A 19,526-nucleotide genomic window follows, 5' to 3' on the forward strand; every position below is an offset into this window, starting at 1 on the left:
AGCCCTGCTCCGCTGGGTCAGGCATTCAGCAGCGCGTCGATGCGGTCGCGCAGCGCCTGCAGCCGCTCCCGATGCTCGCGCTGCAAGGCCTGGGCGACGGTGTCGATGGCGGCCAGATCCTTGTCCATCCGGTTGATGGCCTTGCCCAGCACCCGCATCGGCTCCGCCGTGCTGGAGGCCGCCGGGCGGGCAGCCCGCACCGCACCCACCGTCAGCCCGCCGGTGCGCGCCGTCTGCCACAGCCGGCGCATCTCCGCCTCATCCTCGACGAAGGCCAGCTCGACCAGGGCCGAGCGCGACACCGCATCGGGGTTGGCGCGGTAATCGGCCAGGATGTCGTCGGGCAGGCGCAGCACCTTCAGGCGCTTCGACACCTCGGCCTCCGAACAGCCGACCGCCGCCGCCACCTCCGACTGGGTGTAGCCGTGCGCCTCGATCAGCTGGGACAGGCCGCGGGCGAGGTCGATGGCGTCGAGATCGACGCGCTGGACATTCTCGATCAGCGCGATCTCTTCGGGCCGGCCCTTGGTGATGATGGCGGCGATGGTGCCGCGGCCGAGCAGCCGGTGGGCGCGCAGCCGCCGTTCGCCGGCCACCAGCCGGTAGCGGCCCTTCTGCTCCCCCTCCTGGACGAGGACAGGTTGCTGCAACCCGTGGCGGGCGATGGAGTCGGCCAGCGAGCGCAGGGCCTCGTCGTCGAACACCGTGCGGGGCTGGCCGGGATTGGTCTCGACGGCGTCCAGATCGACCTCGACCAGCCGGGGCAGCATGCCGCTCAGCCCGAACATGCGGTCGGTCTCGGCGGCGAAGCCGGCCTCCTTGGCCTGGAGCACGGTGGCGGCGGTCTGCCGGGTCAGCTTCTTAGGCGGCATCGACGGTCTCCTGCAAACGGCCCATGGCGGTCAGCAGCGCCGAGGCGATGGCGGCATAGCTCTCCACCCCCGGCGCGCCGATGTCGGCATCCAGCGTGATGACGTTGGCGCCCGCGGCCTGGGCGTAGATGGTGGCGCGCGGCACCGGCGGGAACACCCGGCGGCTTTCGCCCCACAGGCGCTGGATGTCGTCGAGCGACGAGCGGTCCTGGGTCTGGCGCGGGTTCACCATGGTCGGCAGGATGCCCAGCACCTCCAGCCGCGGGTTCAGCCGGCGCTGGATCTTGGCGACGGTGTCGAGGAAGGCGCTGACGCCGAGGATGGCGTGCGGCTCCGCCTGGCAGGGAACCAGCACATAGTCGGCGGCGGTCAGCGCGTTGATCGTCACGGCACCCAGGTTGGGGGCGCAGTCGATGACGATCACGTCATAGCGGTCCCGCACCCCGTCCAGCATCTCGGCCAGTGCCGTCTGGGCGTTGGTCAGGTTGCCCGGCAGCTCGGTGTCGGCGCTCGCCAGCGCGATGCTGGAGGGCACGACGTCCAGCCCCTCGACGCTGGTGGGGCGGATCACCGCGTCGAGCGGCGTCTTGCCCATCAGCGCATGGTAGAGAACCCTGCCCGCCTCCGTCAGCGCGACGATGTCGGTCTGCGGCACGCCGACATGGACGGAGGCGTTGCCCTGCGGATCGGCATCGACCAGCAGCACGCGGTTGCCGGCACGGGCCAGGATGAAGGCCAGATTGATCGAGGTCGCCGTCTTGGCGGTGCCGCCCTTCTGCAAACCGACGGCGACGGTGGTGCCGCGGCGGGGCAGGGGGCTTTCCGGCCGTTCGAGGTCCAGTAGAAGCAACCGGCCCAGCACGTCGCGGGGCAGGGCCTCCTTGCCGGTTTCCCATTTGCTGAGCCGCTGCTTGTCATATTTGCGGCCCGTCAGTTCATTGACGAACGCCGCCATCTGCGTCTGGGTCAGGCCGCGCCGTTCCCGCAACGCTTTCAACTGTTCCCCTGTCACGCCCCGTCCTCCTGCCCCGGCACCGGTCGGCAGCGACCCTATCAAGTCGTCGCGACTCCGGCAACGGGTGTCTACCGAAGGGGGAGGGTGTTTGCGATTGGGCCCTCTCCCGGGGCTCTCAGCGGATCTTCGATCCGCCTGACGCCATCAGCACAAACTTCGTTTGTGCGAGAGGCGGGAGAGGACAATTTCAAACCGTCTCGTCGTATTCCACCTTGGGAACGTCGATCCAGTTTTCCGGCTGGCCCTGGCTCTTCTTCCAGAACAGCACCGGCAGCTCCGCGTTCAGCACGCGGCCCAGCACGGCACCGCGCGCCTTCATCGTCTCCTTGTACTCCGCCGTCTCGACGATGCGGACTCCGTAGCCGGGGATGCGGTCGGCGGCCAGGACGGGATTCAGCGCGTTCTTGAACTTGCGCAGGTCGTTGTCGGAGCCCACGCGCTTGCGCAGCGGCTCCAGCGCCATCCAGAAGGCATGGCCGCGGGCGAGGTGGGCGCGCGCGATCTCGTACAGCCGCTTCTCCACCGGCTTCAGCGCGAAATACTGGTCGTCGTAGCTCAGCAGATTGTGGCCCAGCGCCGCGCGGGTGACCCAGCCCGACAGCGTCAGCTTCAGCCCGCGCACCGCGCGCTCGCCGTCCTTCTTGCGCTGGTAGAGCAGCTTGTAGTCGGAAATCCATGAGAAGGCGCCGCTCTCGCCCTCGCCGCCGGTTTCCAGGTTGGTCTTGATCTGCGTGCCCTGGAGCCGTTCCAGCGCGCCTTCGATCTTGTCGTAGGCGCTGCCGCCGGCGGTCTTGCCGACGATACGCTGGAGGTCGCTGGTGGTGAAGTGTAGCTCGCCCAGCTTGGAGCCCTTGCCGGAGTCCATCTTCTCGCGCAGCAGCGAGATGGCGTAGAGCAGCACCGCCTTGTCCCAGATCGTCGCAACGCCGACATTCTTCGGCGCCCGCACCTCGATCCGCACCTTGCCGTCATCGTAGGTCGGCAGCGATTCCGCCTTGTCCTTCGACAGGCCGAACAGGCTGTAGACCATCATGTGGCGGTCGTTCTGCACGTCGCCGGTCAGCGGTGAATCGAGCCGCAGAGCCAATTGCAGCGGCCGGTCGAGCAGCTCGGCGTTGATGGTCTGGGTCATGCGATCTCTCCGCTGGTCCTCGGCGGCCTCAAGTGGGTTGAACCCATAATCCACAAGCCTGCCGCCCGGTTCCACACTGCCGGGCCAAACGTCGCCGTTCTGCCGAAAGATTCCCACGGCCGGCGCCGAATGCCCGGTCGAATGTCGCCGTTCTGCCAGTTTTTGCGGCCCGTGACGGACAAGGACGGTCGGACTGGCGCCGGACGCGGATTCGACGGGGGAGGGAACCGCTCCGGCCGGCCAATGGTGGCGGCAACGTCTGCGTTCTGCCGTGCCGGTGGGGAGGGGGACGGGGAACGCTCACGTCAACATGTTGATTTTGCTCGGTTATTGTATGGACTGGGTACCCCGGATCGGGCGCGAAGGCCCCTGGGGACGGCATCGACTGGCAGAACGGCGACGTTCGGACGATCCGCCGCAGGGCCGATTCCCGCCCGATTCTCCGCCGATTCCCTGCGAGGGCGGGGAGGGGAGGGGCGGAATCCGCTCCATCATTCGGCAGAACGGCGACGTTCGACGGAGCCATCCCGTCCGGCCAAGCCGCCGACGGCCAAGAATCTTTCGGCACAACGGCGACGTTTGGAGCCGAATCTTTCGGCACAACGGCGACACTTCGGCCCGGACGGCGAGAGGAGAGGCGCGGCAAGTGCTTGATTCCTCCGTAAGAATCCAGCCCGGTGTCCGCGAAATGCCGTCCACGGGCGATTCTTCCAAGACCGTGGACAGACGCGCAACGCCACGTACACATTTCAAAAAACGGGCGAAAACCGCCCTCATGCCGTCGTCCTGCGCCCATGCCAGCTCCTGGCCGGCGCCACGCGCCGGTGTGACGGGCGGTATGACACCGGGCAACGTGAATCCAGGCACCGCGAAGCGCGGCCTCCAGACGGAGAGCACAATGACGTAACGGAGCACCGACCTCCGAAAACACAAAAGGCCCGGATTGCTCCGGGCCCTTCGTGTCGGACGGAGGAGACCGAGGAAAACCCCGGGCACCCCACATCTGGCGGTTTGGCGACTCCATGATGGCAGGGCAGGCCCGCAAAGCCAAGCGGATTCAGTGCGAATCCGTTGACGCTCTTCCTTTGTCTTCACCCGTCCTAAGGATCGACCGACAGACGGGGAACGCAATGAAGCCATACATCGACATGTACAGGCGCTGGATTGCCATGCCCGGCATCCAGGCCGCCGACATCGCGGTGTTGTCCGCGCTCTACGCCCATGCCGACCGCGACGGTGTCTGCACCGCCACGCAAGGGGAGCTGGCCGAGGAGCTTGGGCAAAGCCGCGCCTGGTTCAACGCCGTGCTGAAGGGCCTGCAGGAGAAAGCCGCGCAGGAATCGGCGCTGGTCTGCGCCAAGCCGCGGCGGGGCCTGCGCGGATTCGCTTATCAGCTGGCGGGGATGGAGGGCGTCACCGCCGGCATGTCCTGTCAGCCGGCTGACAGCAGCGGTTCCCCGGCCGGCATCTCCTTTGATTACCAGAATCCTGAATCCTCCTCCTCCCTCCAGGGCGGGGAGATGGCTCGGCAGGACGAGGCGCTGTCGGCCGACTGGCAGCCCGATGCCGCCGATCTGGCCTGGGCGGCGCTGGAGCGTCCGGAGGTCGACGCCGGCCGGGTGACGGCGAAGTTCGTGTCCTGGTGCCGCAAGGCCCACCGCCGCAACGGCTACCGCCCGCCGGATCCGGGGGCCGCATGGCGCCGCTGGATCGCCCGGGAGCTGGTGGCCCCGGCAGAACAGCCAGCCAGCCCGGTTCCGCCATCCGCCCAGCTCTTCGTCCAGTCCTCCGCCCCTCAACTCCGCCGGGAGCCCCGCAATGACCGCCGCACCGAACTCCGTGCCGAACTTCGAAGCGGTGCCCTGCGTGCCGGCCCTGCGTCCGATGCCGCCGGCCGCAACCGTGAAACCCTCGCAGCCTTGCGCCTTCGCCTCGCTGACCAGGCTTGATGCCGCGGATCTGCGGTTCGAAACCCAGGATCTGGCGCCCGAGGAGATCGGGGCGCTCGCCGACCGGGTCGAGCGGGCCATCGGCACGCTGACCCCGCCGATCGGCATCGAGAATGTGCTGATCGGTCTGGAGAAGCTGGCCGACCGCTTTGCGCTGGAACTGCCCGACGCCGACCTGCTGGAGGCCGACGTGCGGGCGATGGCGGACTGGCCGGCCGACCGCTGGATGGCGGCCTTCGACGCGGTGTGGGCGGCTTTCCGCAGCGGCTGGAGCCGCTTTCCGACGCTGGGCGACTTTCGCGAGGCGCTGGGCGCCCTGCCGCCGGCGGTGGAAAGCCGCGCCGCCGACGATCTGCGGCGGCTGGCGGGCCGGCTGCGCCAGGAACAGCAGCTGCGCGCCCGCGCCGAAGAGCAGCGCCGCCGCGCCCGTGCCCGCGAAGCCGCCCTGGCGAACCGGCAGCGCGAACTGGCGCTTCAGCGCGCAACCGAACTCCTGCTTGTCCGCGGGCCGGGCGAGCAGCATTATCCGCCGGACCACCAGAGAGTGCCGACAGCGGATGAAACCGAACCAGCGCCCGCCGAAACGTCCGTTGCATCGTCCGAATGGGACCGCCGACGCACAGGCGCTGCTGACCCGTGCCGTCACCCATCATCAGACCGGGCAACTGGCCGAGGCGGCGACGCTCTACGAACAGGTGTTGAAGCGGGTGCCCAAGCAGGCGGACGCGCTGCATCTGTCGGGGCTGATCAAGGCGCAGACCGGAGCATTGACGGAGGGGGTCGAGCGGATCCGGCAGGCGGTGAAGGCCGACCCACGCCAGCCGCTCTTCCATGCCAATCTGGGCCGGCTGCTGGAGGCGGCGGAGCAGTGGGAGGATGCGACGACGGCCTTCCGCTTGGCGGGCCGTCTGGCGCCGCTCGACCCGTCGCTGCCGCGGATGGAGGCGGCGGCCTGGACAAAGCTGGGCCGGCAGGACGCGGCGGCGCAGGCGCTGCTGCGGGCGATGGCGCTGGAGCCGGCGGATGCCGGGACCGCGGCGGATCTGGGCGACGCGCTGTACGATTGCGGGCGCTTCCTGCCGGCCGCGGACTGGTACGGGCGGGCGGCTGCGCTGGAGCCGCATCGGGTCCTGGCGGCCTTCAACCGGGGAGCGGCCCTGCGCGACGCCGGCCGGATCGCCGAGGCGGCGGCGGCCTTCCGGGCGCTGGCGGGACGGGCGCCGGAAATGGTGGAGCCGCTGGAGCAGTGTATGCAGCTCCGCCGGCAGATGGGCGACGACGAAGCTGCTTTGGCGGCGGCGCGCCGGCTGCTGGCGTTGGTGCCGGCGCAGGCGGCGGCGGTCCGCAGCCTGGGCGGTTCCGAGACCGGGTCGGCGCAGGAGCCGGTCTGGCTCGCACGGCTGGCGCGGCTCGAACCGCTGGCCGACGACGTGGTGCTGGCGCTGGCCAGCCGGCTCTATGGCCGGCGGCGGAGCGCGGCGGCGGAGCGGGCATACCGCCACGCGCTGGCGCTGAGGCCGGACTCCGGCCTTGCGCTGTCGGGGCTGGGACTGGCGCGGGCGACGCTGGGGATGGCGGGTGCCGCGCCGGCGGTGCTGCGTGCGGTGCGGGTGGCGCCCGACGACGCGGCGCTGGCCGCCAATGCCGGATCCACCTTCCAACTGGCCTTGCAGCCGGAGGCGGCGCTGTCCTGGCACCGGCGGGCGCTGGTTCTGACGCCCGACACTGTGGCGGCCTGGACCAACATCGGCACCCTGCGGCTGGAGGCCAACGCGGCGGAGGAGGCGATCCCGCCGCTCGACCGCGCCAGACGGCTTGGCGAAATCGCCGGGGACATGGACCAGCTGGCGCTCGCCAACTCCAATCTCGGGGTCGCCCGGATGGCGCTGGGGCTGCATGGGGAGGCGGTGGCGGCGTTCCGCGCGGCGCTCGACCGGACACCGGACGATGCGGCGATCCGCTCCAACATGCTGTTCTGCATGTGCTTCGACGACCAGACCGATCCGGTCGAGGTCTTCCGCGAGCATCGCGCCTTCGAACGCCATCTGCCGGCGGTCCCGGCCGTCCCCCATGCGGTGGAGAGCCGTGATCCGGAGCGGATCCTGCGCGTCGGTTACCTGTCGCCGGATTTCCAGCGCTATCCGGGGCCGGGCTATCACTTCCTGCTGCCGCTGATCGAGGGGCACGACCGCGGGAGGGTTGAGGTCACCTGCTATCACAACGACCGCAGCCGCGATGCCACCACCGACCGCTTCCAGGCGGCGGCCGACCGCTGGCGCGACGTGGCGGTGCTGACCGACGAGGAGCTCGACCGGCGGATCCGGGAGGACCGCATCGACATCCTGGTCGATGCCGGCGGCCACATGTCGCGCAACCGCATGCCGCTGATGGCGCGCCGCCCGGCGCCGGTTCAGGTCAGCCTGCCACTCTATCCCAACACCACCGGGCTTAGCGCCGTCGATTACCAGATCGCCGACCCCCGTCTGGCGCCGCCGGGGGCGGATGCGCTGCACACCGAAAAGCTGATCCAGCTGCCCGGCTGCGTTCTGTGCTACCGGCCGGCGGACTCCGCCTTCGCGCCGCCGATCCTGCCGCCGCTGGACCGCAACGGCCGCATCACCTTCGGGTCCTTCAACAACATCACCAAGGTGAACGCCGCCACCATCGCGCTGTGGGCGCGGCTGCTGGCGCTGGTGCCGACGGCGACGCTGGTGCTGAAATGGCGGGGCTTGGGCAGCGGCGGCGGTGCCGACCGGCGCCTGCTGGCCGCCTTCGCCCGGCATGGCATCGGGGCGGAGCGGCTGGAGCTGCGCGGTATCACCCCGGATCCCTACCAGGATTACGTCGCCATCGACGTGGCGCTGGACCCCGTCTTCGCCAATGGCGGGACGACGATCTGCGACGCGCTGTGGATGGGCGTGCCGGTGCTAAACCGGACCGGGCCGACCCTGATCGGCCATTGGGGGGCGACCCTGCTCGATGCCGTCGGGATGGCGGCGCTGGTGACGCGCGACGACGAGGCCTATCTGGCGCAGGGTGTCCGGCTGGCGACCGACCGCGCCTTCCTCGACGCGCAGCGGGAGAGTTTGCGCGAGCGGATGCGACGCTCGGCCCTGATGGACGAGCCCGGCTATGCCCGCGCGGTCGAGGCCGGCTACCGCACCGCGTGGCGCCGCTGGTGCGCCGGGTTGCCGGCGGTCGCCTTCGATGTTGTGGAAGGGGAGGGGCGGTGATGAGCGTCTGCGATCTGTCGGCCGTCCGCAGCATCCTGGTCGTCAAGCTGGACGAGGCCGGCGACTTCGTGATGGCGACCCCCTTCCTGCGGGGCTTGCGCGCCGCCGCCCCGCAGGCGCGCATCCTGCTGGCGGTGCGCGAGGCGGTGGCGGATCTGGCCCTGACCTGCCGCTGGGTCGACGGGGTGGTGGCGCCGCAGCCGAAGGAGGGCGGCGGCATCGATTTCCGCGGCATCACCCCCGGCGGGCTGAAGCTGTTCGCCGAGTGCTACCGCGCCGGCTTCGATCTGGCGCTGGTGCCGCGCTACGACTTCGACCGCCATGGCGCGACGACGCTGGCCGCCAACAGCCGGGCAAAGCTGGTCGCCGGCTTTTCCGAGCGGGTCACGCCGTGGAAGGCTGACGGCAACCAGGGCTTCGACCGCGCCTATGGGCTGGCGCTGACCCCGCCGCCGGGGCGGCACGAGGTCGAGCAGAACGCCGCCCTGCTGGAAGCGCTCGGCGCGGGGGCGGATCTGGGGCCGCTGGAACTGGCGCTGACGGCGGAGGACAGGGTGGAGGCGCAGCGGCTTCTCGGCTTGTCCGATGGCCCTGGCGATGGTCGCCCGCTGATCGCGGTGGCGCCGGGCGCGGCCAGTCCGCGCCGCGACTATCCGGCCGACCGGCTGGCTGCGGTGGTCTCCGCCGTCGCGGGCGCGCTCGATGCGCGGGTCGCCGTGCTGGGCACGGCGGCGGAGCATCATGCTGCGGCAGTGCTCGCGGCGGCATTGCCGGGACGGACCATCGACCTGACCGGGGCCACGCCGCTGCGGGTTGCCGCCGCCGTGATGGCGGAGGCGGCGCTGGCGATCACCATGGATTCCGCCCCGGCCCATCTGGCCGCGGCGGCCGGGGTGCCGGTGGCGGTGTTCTCCTGCCATCCCATCGGCGGCGATCCGAACCACTTCCATGCGCCGGAACGCTTCCGCCCCTGGACCGGCGGGCGGGACGAGCGGGCACTGGTCCTGCGCCCGGCCACAACGGTGCCGCCCTGCACCGTGTCTTGTCTGGCGGCCGAGGCGCATTGCATCGCCGCCATCGATCCAGCCGACGCCGCCCGGCGCATTCTGGCCCTGGCGGCCGCCACCATGGGAGAGCAGGGATGAGCGATCCCATCATCCACCCCATCATCCACGTCAGTTTCCCGTAGCCGCCGGACGCCTATCCGCAGACGCTGCACTGGCATGCCCAGCTCAGCCGCCATGTGTTCGAGGCGCTGCGGCAGCGGTTCGGCACCCGCGTGCGCTTCTCGTCCTGGAGCGCGCCGCTGGAGCCGGCCCGCTCTGCGATCATGTGAAGGCGCTGCTGGACAGCGGCCATCCGGGGCGCATTGGCGGTTGAATCGGCTGCGACAGGCCAAATCGTTAAAGTTGCTTTCGAGTTGGAAAGCCTGCCACGGTTCAGAGAGCTGTCGCATATGCCTCCCTCTCCCGGGGCTCTCAGCGGATCTTCGATCCGCCTGACGCCGTCAGTACAAACTTCGTTTGTGCGAGAGGCGGGAGAGAGCATTTCCCCGCCGCAAGTGGGAGATAGGGGGCTGGGTAGCAGCGGAACAGAAAACCTACATGAGGATTTCACGGTTTGTCGTCTGGATTGGCCTTGCTGCGTAACGTCAAACCGGAGTTCGTTGGACCATATGTGACCGGTAGCCGCCATCGTAGTGATAGGCCGAGCGGTGAAGCCGCAAAGCCATCGTTAGCTCGGGCACAGACGTAACTGGTCGATATGAGAGGATTGAAAATGGCCGAAGATGCTGGCGTGATAGCTGTGGACCATACGGGATTCTCGGTCACCTCGTTGGAGGAGGCGATCCAGTTTTGGACTGAGGCGATGGGTTTCAACCTTGCTCGCCGCGGAGAGATGGGTGGGGAGTTCCTACGGGAGGCCACGGGGGTTGACGATCCGCGTTGCCGAATGGCGCTGGTGACGGCTCCAAACGGCTACCCTGTCGAACTCCTCGAATATTCGACAGGCCGTACGCTGGGCCAGACACCTCGTAGCGCAGGTGCGATCGGCGCCGCGCACATCGCCATCACGGTTGCGGATATCCGCAAGGCGATCGCGCGGGTTGAGACGGCGGGGTGGGCAGTGAAGGGTTCGCCGCAGCCGATACCAGCCGGCCCCCGATGCGGAACAATGGTCGCGTACATCTCCGGTCCGGACGGTATCACCATCGAACTGATGCAGCCGCCCGTTCAACATTCCCGCGTCGTGTAATACCAGCGGTCATTGATGATGACCGCTGGTATCCGTGCCGACCGGCACGGCGGCGGCACATGCCGCCGAAGCTCTTGATCCTGACAGGTCAGGATCAAGAGCCGCTGGTATAACGCCCCTTCGGTCCGGGAAAGCTCCTTGTGTAGGTTTTCTGTTCCGTTGCTACCCAACCCCCGAGATACGCAGGAGAAAAGAAAATGGGCGGATCCACGGAGTGCGTGGATCCGCCCGAGGCGAGGAGACTGAAAGCCGGTACCCGAACGTGCCTGTAAAGGCACCGGCACTCCGGAGGCCCGGCTGCACAGGACAGTGCAGCCAAGCCATCCGAACCGAGCGTCTCCTATTCCTGTGACAGGGTTACCCGGCGATCAGGCCGCGCAGCTGCCGATTTGCGACAGCCAGCATGGCGAGATCGACCGCCGGCTGGGCGCGCAGTTCGGCCAGAAGCTGTTCGACCCGCTCGACCACCAGGCTGCGGTTGGCGATCCAGCCATCGACCGCCGCGGCCTCGTCACCCTCGCTTTCCAGCACGCGCACGGTGAGCGCGCTCTGGTGGGCGAACAGGTCGTCGACGATGGCGGCAACCGCCTGACGCTGCCAGTGGTTGTCGACCTTGGCGCCGGCGGCGCGGTCGCGCAGCCATTCCAGGCCGAAGCGGCGGCCGAGGCCGAAATAGACCGAGGCGACGCCTTCCACCGCGCGGCCGGTGCGCTCGGCGATCCGCACCAGATCGGGGGCGGCGGCGAGAACCGGCAAGGCGGCGATCCGGCGTGCCAGCTCCTCCGGCACGCCCTGGGCCATCGCATCGGCGATGCGGGTGGCGAGGCGCGAGGACTCCTCGGCGTCGAGGAAGCGGTCCAGCCCGGCGGCCAGAGCCTCCACCCCCGGACGGAAGGCGGCGGACTCGCGGCCCAGATCCAGCGGGTGCGGGCTGTGGGCCAGGAACCAGGCCACCGAGCGGTCCAGCAGCTGGATGGTCTCCAGCATCAGCGCCGTCTGCAAGGCCGCCGGCACGACGTTGTCGAGCGCGTCGATGGCGTCCCACAGCGGGCGAAGCTGGAACACGTCCCGCGCGATGGCGTAGGCGCGGGCGACGTCCGCCGGGCCGAGGCCGGTCTTCTCCACCATGTCGCGGACGAAGGTGGGGCCGACGCGGTTGACCAGGCTGTTGGTGACGGCGGTGGCGATGATCTCGCGGCGCAGGCGGTGGCGCGAGATCGCCTCGCCCTGGCCGTCCCGCAGCGGCTGCGGGAAGTAGCGCAGCAGATCCTCGACCGTCGCCGGATCGTCCGGCAGCTCCGAGGCCAGCAGATCGTCGTACAGCGTGATCTTGGCATAGGCCAGCAGCACCGCCAGCTCCGGCCGGGTCAGGCCGCGGCGCTCGGCCATCCGCTGGGCCAGCTCCTCGTCGGTCGGCAGATACTCGATGGCGCGGTTCAGCCGGCCGTTGCGCTCCAGATTGCGGATGAAGCGCAGCTGGGCCTCCAGCAGGCCGGCCCCTTGAGCCTCGGCGATGGTCAGGGCCTGGGACTGGCGGTAATTGTCGGCCAGCACCAGCCCCGCCACCTCGTCGGTCATGGCGGCCAGCAGGGTGTCGCGCTGCTTCAGCGTCATGTCGCCGCGCGCCATGACATCGCCCAGCAGGATCTTGATGTTCACCTCATGGTCGGAGGTGTCGACGCCGGCCGAGTTGTCGATGGCGTCGGTGTTCAGCCGCACGCCCTTGCCATCGCGGCCCTTCTGCGCCGCCTCGATGCGGCCGCGCTGGGTGACGCCCAGGTTGGCGCCCTCGCCGACCACCTTGGCGCGGATCTGGCCGCCATCGATGCGCAGCGCGTCGTTGGCCTTGTCGCCGGCCTCGGCGTTGGTTTCGGTCGAGGCCTTGATGTAGGTGCCGATGCCGCCGAACCACAGCAGATCGACTTCGGCGGTGAGCAGGCGGCGCATCAGCTCGACCGGCGACAAATGGGCCTGCTCGATGCCGAAGCGGGCGCGGACCTCCGCCGTCAGCTCCACCGTCTTGGCGCTGCGCTCGACGATCATGGCGCCCTTGGACAGCCTGGAGCGGTCGTAGTCGGCCCAGGAGGAGCGGGGCAGGGCGAACAGCCGGTTGCGCTCCTCCCAGCTGGTCGCCGCGTCGGGATCGGGGTCGAGGAAGATGTGGCGGTGGTCGAAGGCGGCCAGCAGGCGGATGTGGCAGGACAGCAGCATGCCGTTGCCGAACACGTCGCCCGACATGTCGCCGACGCCGACCACGGTGAAGTCGGTGGTCTGGATGTCGGTGCCCATCTCGCGGAAATGGCGCTTGACCGATTCCCAGGCGCCCCGCGCGGTGATGCCCATCACCTTGTGGTCGTAGCCGGCCGAGCCGCCCGACGCGAAGGCGTCGCCCAGCCAGAAGCCATGGTCGATGGAGACGCCGTTGGCGATGTCGGAGAAGGTGGCCGTGCCCTTGTCGGCGGCGACCACCAGATAGGGATCGTCGGCGTCATGGCGCACGACATCCTTCGCCGGCACGACCGACCCGTCGGCGGCGAAGTTGTCGGTGATGTCGAGCAGGCCGCGCATCAGAATCTTGTAGCACTCGATGCCTTCGGCGAGTGCCGCCTCGCGGCCGGCGCTCGGGGGCGGGGGACGCTTGACGACGAAGCCGCCCTTGGAGCCCACCGGCACGATGACGGTGTTCTTCACCATCTGCGCCTTCATCAGGCCCAGGATCTCGGTGCGGAAATCCTCGCGGCGGTCGGACCAGCGGATGCCGCCGCGGGCGACCTTGCCGCCGCGCAGATGGACGCCTTCCATGCGCGGGCTGTAGACGAAGACCTCCACCCACGGGCGCGGCAGCGGCAGCTCCTCGATGGAGCCGCTGTCGAGCTTGAAGGACAAATGCGGCTTGGGCGCCCCGTCCGGCCTGGTCTGGTAGGCGTTGGTGCGGAGCGTGGCGCGGATCAGGTTGACGAAGCGGCGCAGGATGCGGTCGTCGTCCAGATTGGTGACGGCATCCAGCGCGGTCTCGATCTGCTCCAGGATCGGCGCTTCATCCAAAAGGTTCTTCGGGTCGAAGCGGGCGGCGAACAGGCGGGCCAGCAGGCGGGCGGTCTGCGGATGGGCGGCCAGCGTCGTCTCGATGGTGTCCTGGGCGTAGGCGAAGCGGGCCTGTTTCAGGTACTTCGCATAGGCGCGCAGGATCGTGACCTCGCGCCCGGCCAGACCGGCGCGCAGGACCAGACGGTTGAAGCCGTCATCCTCCATCCGGCCGTCCCAGATGTCGGCGAAGGCGTCCTGGAAGGTCTGCTTGACCTTGACGCAGTCCACCGGCATCCCGTTCTGGGTGCGGGCGGCGAAGTCGTGGATCCAGACCGATTGGGCCGGAATGGAGCCGCCGGCCGGGCGGACCTCGTAGGGCTGCTCGGTGATCACCTTCAGGTCCATGTGCTCCAGCATCGGCAGCACATCGGACAGCGGCACCGGCCGTCCCTGATGGTAGATCTTGACGTGCAGCTCGTCGCCGTCGGCCTCCAGCGGGTGGAACAGCACGATGCCGAGCCGCTGTTCGGTCAGCGCCCGTTCGATGCGGTCGATGTCGTGGACCGCGGTTTCCGCCGGGAAGGTCTCGCGGTAGCCGGCTGGGAAGGCATCGGCATAGCGGCGCAGGCGGGCGTTGCCGGTCTCCTCGCCATGGGCCTCGACCAGCGCGTCGCGCATGCGGTCGGCCCAGCTGCGGGAGACCTGGACCAGCCGGGCCTCGATCTCGCTGATGTCGACGGGGGGAAGCTTGCCCGGCTCCGTCTTCACCATCAGGTGCAGGCGGGCGAGCGCGCTGTCCGACAGCTGGGTGAAGTAGGAGGTGCAGGTGCCGTGGAAGGCGGATTCCAGAACCGACTGGATCTTGCGGCGCAGCGCGGTGTCGTAGCGGTCGCGCGGCACGAAGACCAGGGCGGAGACGAAGCGTTCGAACGGGTCGCGGCGGACGAACAAAGCGAGGCGCTGGCGTTCCTGCAGATAGAGGATGCCGACCGCCGTCTCGAACAGCTCCTCCGACGGGGTCTGGAACAGCTCGTCGCGCGGGTAGGTCTCAAGGATGTTCAGCAGCGCCTTGCCGTCATGGCCCGACGGGTCGAAGCCGGCGCGGCCCATGACGCGGGCGACCTTGCGGCGCAGGAACGGGATCTCGCGCGGGCTGCGGTTGTAGGCGACCGAGGTGAACAGCCCGACCGCCAGCGTGACGCCGACCACCTTGCCCTGGCCGTCGAAGCGCTTGACCAGAATGGCGTCGAGCGGGACCGAGCGGTGGACGGTGGCCTGCCGGGTGCCCTTGGTCACCAGAAGCGCGCGCGGCTGGTGCAGGAAGGCGCGGATTTCCTCCGGCAGCACGGCGGCGTGGCCGTGCTCATCGAACACGGTGATCTCCGGCGCGCGCAGCACACCGAGGCCGCTGCCCTCGACCAGCTCCAGCCAGGGCTCCTGGCCGGCGCCGCCGATGGTGGCGGTGTAGAGGCGGCTGCCCAGCAGGGTCATGTTGCCGTCGTCGACCCAGGTCAGGAAGTCGGCGGCCTCCTGCGATTCCTCGGCGTCGGGGGCGTGGGCGATGTCGTCGCGGGCGGCGCGCACGCGCTCGCGCATCGGCGTCCAGTCCTCGACCGCGGCGCGGACGTCGGCCAGCACCCGCTCGATCCCTTCGCGCAGACGGGCCTGGGCGGCCGGGTCCGACAGCGGGTCGATGGAGCAGTGCATGAAGGATTCGTCGTGGGCGCCGTCGGCGTCTTCGCCGGGCTCCAGCAGTTCGACGATGCGGCCGTCGGCATCGCGGACGACGCGGGTGACGGGATGGATGATAAGGTGGACGGTGACGCCCTGCCGGTTCAGCTCCGCCGTGACGGAATCGACCAGGAAGGGCATGTCGTCGTTGACGATCTCCACCACCGAGCGTTCGGCCTGCCAGCCATGCTCGTCCAGACGCGGGGCGTAGACGCGCACCTTGGCGGTGCCTGCGTTGCGCTGCTGCCCCCACTGCCACATGGCCAGAGCGGCGCCGTAAAGCTGTTCCGGGGTGCCGCGCAGCAGGTCGTCGGGGGGCACGTTGGCGTAGAAGCGCTTCACGAAGCGCTCCGCCCGCGCGTTCGGAACCCGGCTGCGCACCAGTTCGGCCAGTTGCTGCCGCAAGTCGCCTGCCAGATCCTTCGTCGCCGTACGCATGATGGTGGTTGTCTCCTCTCGGGTTTTTCGGACGTGCTTGCTTTGGGCGTGTTTTTCTTTTGATTGGTAGTACCACCCCCCCGATGACTTTTCGACGGCAAATAAACGGCAGGATTTCTGACCAAGCGGCGATTCACACCCCTTTGGGGGTATTTGTCCAAAGATTCGGACAACCCAGTCACATGTTCGCCGAATTTATCCATAGCGCATTCACATCCCCGCCATGGCCCCTCCCTCGCCGATGCCGCGGCAAAGGCGCACAGCGCCCATCCGCCGCATCCGGCGGTGGGCGGAGCGGTGCGCTGGCAGGGAAGAGGCCGACTCGATTCGGCAGGAGGGGGGCGGAACCGGCAAAGCGGCGGAAATTCAGGAAAACCACCGAGGGAACAGGTAAGCTATACTGTCCTAACGGCGTTTCAGATCGGCGCCGGGGCGTTTTCGGACAAGCTATCGACAAGCCGGCGGGCGTGGGCGGAAAGATCGGCAAAATTCCGGGCGCACAGCACCAGCAGGCGGGGCGCCCAGGGGTCGGACAGCGGCATGACCCGCAGGAGGCCGCTGTCGAGTGCCCGCAGCGCCGCCGTTTCCGGCACGATGCCGACCCCGACCCCGCGTTCGACCAGCCGGCACAGCGCCACCGGCCCGCGCACCCGCACGCGGTAGGACAGGCTGCGGCCGGCGCGGGTGGCGTGGCCGTTCAGATAGTCCTGCAGGGCGCTGCCGGCGCTGAGGCCGACGAAGGGCTCGTCCAGCAGGTCGGCGAAGGAAATCCGGTCGTGCCCGGCCAGCCGGTGCGACAGCGGCAGCACGGCGACCAGCCGGTCGCTGCGGAAGGGGCGGGTCTCCAGCCCGCCGAGATCGACCATGTCGGCGACCACGCCGAGGTCGGCCAGCCCGGCGGCCACCGCCTCGACGATGGCGTGGCTCGGCCGTTCCTCCAGATCGATGTCGATGCTGGGATTGTCGGCGAGGAAGCCGGCGAGCGCATCGGGCAGGAATTCGTTGATCGCCGCGGTGTTGGACAGCAGCCGGACGTGGCCCTTCAGCCCCTTGGCGTATTCCGCCAGCTCGCCGCGCATCCGCTCCAACTGGTGCAGGACGAGGCGGGCATGGTGGACCACCGCGCGGCCGGCCGGGGTGGGGCGGACGCCGCGGCGGAAGCGCTCCAGCAGCGGGATGCCCAGCGCCTCCTCCATCCCGCGCACCCGCGCGCTGGCCGACGCAAGCGCCATGGCGCTGCGCTCCGCCCCGGCGGTGATGCTGCCGGTCTCCACGATGTGCAGGAACAGCCGCAAGTCGGTCAGGTCGAAGCGCATGGCGGGTCTGGATGGAACCATAAAGTGTTACGAGAGCACCCATATAACGCACTCGCTGGAACCATAAAATGGTTTCGCCACAACCGTGTTTGAAAATGGCGGCCCGAGCCAACAGAGCGACGTGGAATAAAAGCCTCTAACATAGCCATCTTGTGCGGAATTCTTGAAGCTGTTTACTGGCGTCCCAGGCTGCGCTGGGTCATCGACCAAATTCATGTGCTCAAACCGATTCGCTTCCAGTCGCTGACGCGCAACGAGATCGGTGACCGCATCTCGGCTATTTCCGTGCGCCATGCAAAGCAGAGCGGTGACATTCAAAGTCTGCCGCAGGACGCCGCGGACATCCGGCAGCGCCGTGACACGACTTTCTTGGTTGACGTCGATTATTTGATTTCCGCTCGCCTTCATCTGACGGATGATGCGCCAAGCAGTGACAGGCTGGATGAACCCCTTACCATCTTTCGTCGCCGGGCCCGGCGCGGCCAGTATTTCCGCTCGCCCTATCTTGGCACCCGCGAGTTTCCAGCCGACGTTGTGCTGTGGGAGGAGCGGATGCCTGAGCATCAATTGCCCGATGACCAGCGCGACCGCGATCTCGGTCCGATGCTGCTCGATATCGACTACGCCGACAATCACGCCGCCCGGTTTTTCCACGCCATTCTGCGCGACGGCGTCATCAGCGTTCCACCCTTTGTTACGGCGGTGCGGTCATGACGGTCCTCGCCTCTCTCACCTCCCATTATGGTCGGCTGGAACGTCGCTGCGATGTTCCGTCCTTCGGTTTCACCCGTGAGCGCATTGCCTTCGGGCTGGTGCTGTCGGCAGACGGCGAGCCCGTCGCCTGTGACGACCTCCGCCTTTCCACTGACGGACGGAACCGCGGCGGCGGGCAGTCGATGACGGTCCCACGCTCCTTCACGCGATCCGGCATCAAGCCCCGGCCCTTCTTCCTCTGGGACAACAGTCACTTCGTTCTCGGGCTCGGCAGCCCGCCGGAGGGCACGGAACCAACCGCTCACTCTGCGCGTGCCGAGGCCTTCCGTGATTGGCACGAGCGGCTGCTGGATGGCACAGAGGATCCTGGCCTCCTGGCGGTCTTGCGCTTTCTGCGCAGCTGGACGCCAAGTCGCTTCCGGCAACCGCCGTTCTCGCCGGCGCTGCTCGATCGCACACTTGTTTTTCGCCTGCTCGACGATGTCGATGCCGCCGGTCGGCCGCGCTTTCTGCATGATCGGCCACCAGCCCAGGCCGCGTGGGAACCCCATGCCATCGAGGGTGACCGACCCAAGGCGGTGTGTTTGGTCACTGGCCAGGTTGCCCCGGTTGCTCGCCTGCACCCTGCGATCAAGGGTGTGTGGGGAGCCCCGACGACCGGCGCATCACTGGTGTCTTTCCACCAGCCTGCTTTCAGATCCCATGGCAAGGTCCAGGGTGACAACGCTCCCGTCTCGGAAGCTGCTGCCTTCCGGTACGGCGCGGCGCTCAACGCGCTGCTGGCACCGGGCACCCGATCCAAACTCCGGATCGGGGACATCACCATGGTGTTCTGGGCTGACGCCGCTGTCAATGGTGAGGCGGCGGCCCGTCGGATCGAGGCACTGGTGGGCAGCCTGTTGGCGCCTACCGGACCACCCGCTCCTGCCATCAATGAAGAGGGGCGCCCGGTTTTTCGCCGTAGCTGGGAATGGCTGGAGAAGCCTGCCGCTGCGCAAGCCGCCGCTCTTGGCATAGAGCCCAGTGTCCGCGTGTCTATCCTCGGTCTCATGCCGAACGGCCCACGCCTGTCGGTGCGGTTCTGGCAGGAGGTGACGGCGGGGGCGCTGATCGATCGGCTGACCGCTCACTGGCGCGATCTGCGGATCGAGCCGCCGGCCTGGAAAATACCTCCCTCACCGGCGGCGCTGCTCTATGCCATGGCACGGCAGGGACGCTCCGGGTCGGTTCCTCAGCAACTCGCCAGCGACCTGATGCGGGCGATTTTGACGGGAGAGCGTTATCCGTTGACCCTTTTGGCGGCGGTCCTTCAGCGCTTGCGTGCCGGTGAACCTGTCGATGGCCCGCGTGCTGCCCTGTGCAAAGCGATCCTCCAGCGTGCTGCCCACCGGCACCGGCGTGGCAGCGCCAATCCATACACCGATCCGGCCAGGGAGGTGCCAGTGAGCCTCGATCGTACGGAGTTCGACCAGGCCTACCGGCTCGGACGGCTGTTCGCTGTTCTCGAGAACGTCCAGCGTGCCGCCTTGGGGCGGCTCAACGCCAGTGTCCGTGATCGCTATTACGGTGCGGCCTCGGCCACGCCGGCCAGCGTCTTTCCCCTGCTGCTGCGCACCACCCCCCATCATTTGAAGGTACTGCACAGGGAGCGCGTGACCCGCGGCCTCGCTGTCTGGTTCGAGCGGGAGATCGACGAGATCATGCGCGATCTGGACATGAATCTTCCGCGCCAACTGCAGCCGATGGCACAAGGCCGCTTCGCTGTCGGCTATTACCACCAACGCCACGCTCGCAAACCTGATTCAGAGGTTGCCGATACGGTTGCCCAACCGGAGGAATGAGC

General features: G+C 68.6%; 12 protein-coding genes. 6 read left to right on the top strand and 6 right to left on the bottom strand.

Translation table 11 applies throughout. The features are described from left to right. Nucleotides 1–17 precede the first annotated feature (17 nt). From ABNQ39_RS22480 to ABNQ39_RS22490, 3 genes are all read right to left on the bottom strand, one after another. On the bottom strand, nucleotides 18–872 hold the full coding sequence (locus ABNQ39_RS22480; RefSeq protein ID WP_098737167.1) for a ParB/RepB/Spo0J family partition protein: 855 nt from the start codon (nucleotides 870–872) through the stop codon (nucleotides 18–20). After that, complete coding sequence (locus tag ABNQ39_RS22485; protein ID WP_098737168.1) at nucleotides 862–1,884, bottom strand: AAA family ATPase; 1,023 nt, start codon at nucleotides 1,882–1,884, stop codon at nucleotides 862–864. The genes ABNQ39_RS22480 and ABNQ39_RS22485 overlap by 11 nt, the downstream gene beginning before the upstream one ends. Nucleotides 1,885–2,074: 190 nt before the next feature. Next, entirely contained in the window at nucleotides 2,075–3,019 is a 945-nt protein-coding gene (locus ABNQ39_RS22490; protein ID WP_098737169.1) for a replication initiator protein A, read from the bottom strand. Nucleotides 3,020–4,149: 1,130 nt separating this feature from the next. Here ABNQ39_RS22490 and ABNQ39_RS22495 point away from each other — a divergent pair. The 3 genes from ABNQ39_RS22495 to ABNQ39_RS22505 all read left to right on the top strand — a co-directional run bounded on the left by ABNQ39_RS22495 (nucleotide 4,150) and on the right by ABNQ39_RS22505 (nucleotide 9,346). Beyond that, complete coding sequence (locus ABNQ39_RS22495; RefSeq protein ID WP_376960703.1) at nucleotides 4,150–4,968, top strand: MarR family transcriptional regulator; 819 nt, start codon at nucleotides 4,150–4,152, stop codon at nucleotides 4,966–4,968. Between the two features lie 590 nt (nucleotides 4,969–5,558). Further along, nucleotides 5,559–8,201, top strand: a complete 2,643-nt coding sequence (locus tag ABNQ39_RS22500; protein WP_376960705.1) for a tetratricopeptide repeat protein — start codon at nucleotides 5,559–5,561, stop codon at nucleotides 8,199–8,201. Further along, on the top strand, nucleotides 8,201–9,346 hold the full coding sequence (locus ABNQ39_RS22505; RefSeq protein ID WP_376960707.1) for a glycosyltransferase family 9 protein: 1,146 nt from the start codon (nucleotides 8,201–8,203) through the stop codon (nucleotides 9,344–9,346). The genes ABNQ39_RS22500 and ABNQ39_RS22505 overlap by 1 nt, the downstream gene beginning before the upstream one ends. Before the next feature lie 55 nt (nucleotides 9,347–9,401). On the opposite strand, the gene ABNQ39_RS22510 is transcribed toward ABNQ39_RS22505, so the two are convergent. Then, on the bottom strand, nucleotides 9,402–9,533 hold the full coding sequence (locus tag ABNQ39_RS22510; RefSeq protein WP_376960709.1) for a hypothetical protein: 132 nt from the start codon (nucleotides 9,531–9,533) through the stop codon (nucleotides 9,402–9,404). A 447-nt stretch (nucleotides 9,534–9,980) separates the two neighbouring features. On the opposite strand from ABNQ39_RS22510, the gene ABNQ39_RS22515 reads away from it, so the two are divergent. Next, entirely contained in the window at nucleotides 9,981–10,457 is a 477-nt protein-coding gene (locus ABNQ39_RS22515; protein ID WP_376960711.1) for a VOC family protein, read from the top strand. Nucleotides 10,458–10,814: 357 nt separating this feature from the next. On the opposite strand, the gene ABNQ39_RS22520 is transcribed toward ABNQ39_RS22515, so the two are convergent. Further along, nucleotides 10,815–15,653, bottom strand: coding sequence for an NAD-glutamate dehydrogenase (locus ABNQ39_RS22520; RefSeq protein ID WP_376960713.1), 4,839 nt, complete (start codon nucleotides 15,651–15,653; stop codon nucleotides 10,815–10,817). A gap of 416 nt (nucleotides 15,654–16,069) precedes the next feature. Further along, complete coding sequence (locus ABNQ39_RS22525; protein WP_376960715.1) at nucleotides 16,070–16,969, bottom strand: LysR family transcriptional regulator; 900 nt, start codon at nucleotides 16,967–16,969, stop codon at nucleotides 16,070–16,072. 150 nt (nucleotides 16,970–17,119) lie between these two features. On the opposite strand from ABNQ39_RS22525, the gene cas5c reads away from it, so the two are divergent. Continuing rightward, entirely contained in the window at nucleotides 17,120–17,683 is a 564-nt protein-coding gene (gene cas5c, locus ABNQ39_RS22530; RefSeq protein WP_376960717.1) for a type I-C CRISPR-associated protein Cas5c, read from the top strand. Continuing rightward, nucleotides 17,680–19,524, top strand: a complete 1,845-nt coding sequence (cas8c, locus tag ABNQ39_RS22535) for a type I-C CRISPR-associated protein Cas8c/Csd1 (RefSeq protein ID WP_376960719.1) — start codon at nucleotides 17,680–17,682, stop codon at nucleotides 19,522–19,524. The genes cas5c and cas8c overlap by 4 nt, the downstream gene beginning before the upstream one ends. The last annotated feature ends 2 nt before the right edge of the window (nucleotides 19,525–19,526 follow it).

It is taken from the genome of Azospirillum sp. A26, assembly GCF_042604635.1.
GTDB lineage: Bacteria > Pseudomonadota > Alphaproteobacteria > Azospirillales > Azospirillaceae > Azospirillum > Azospirillum palustre.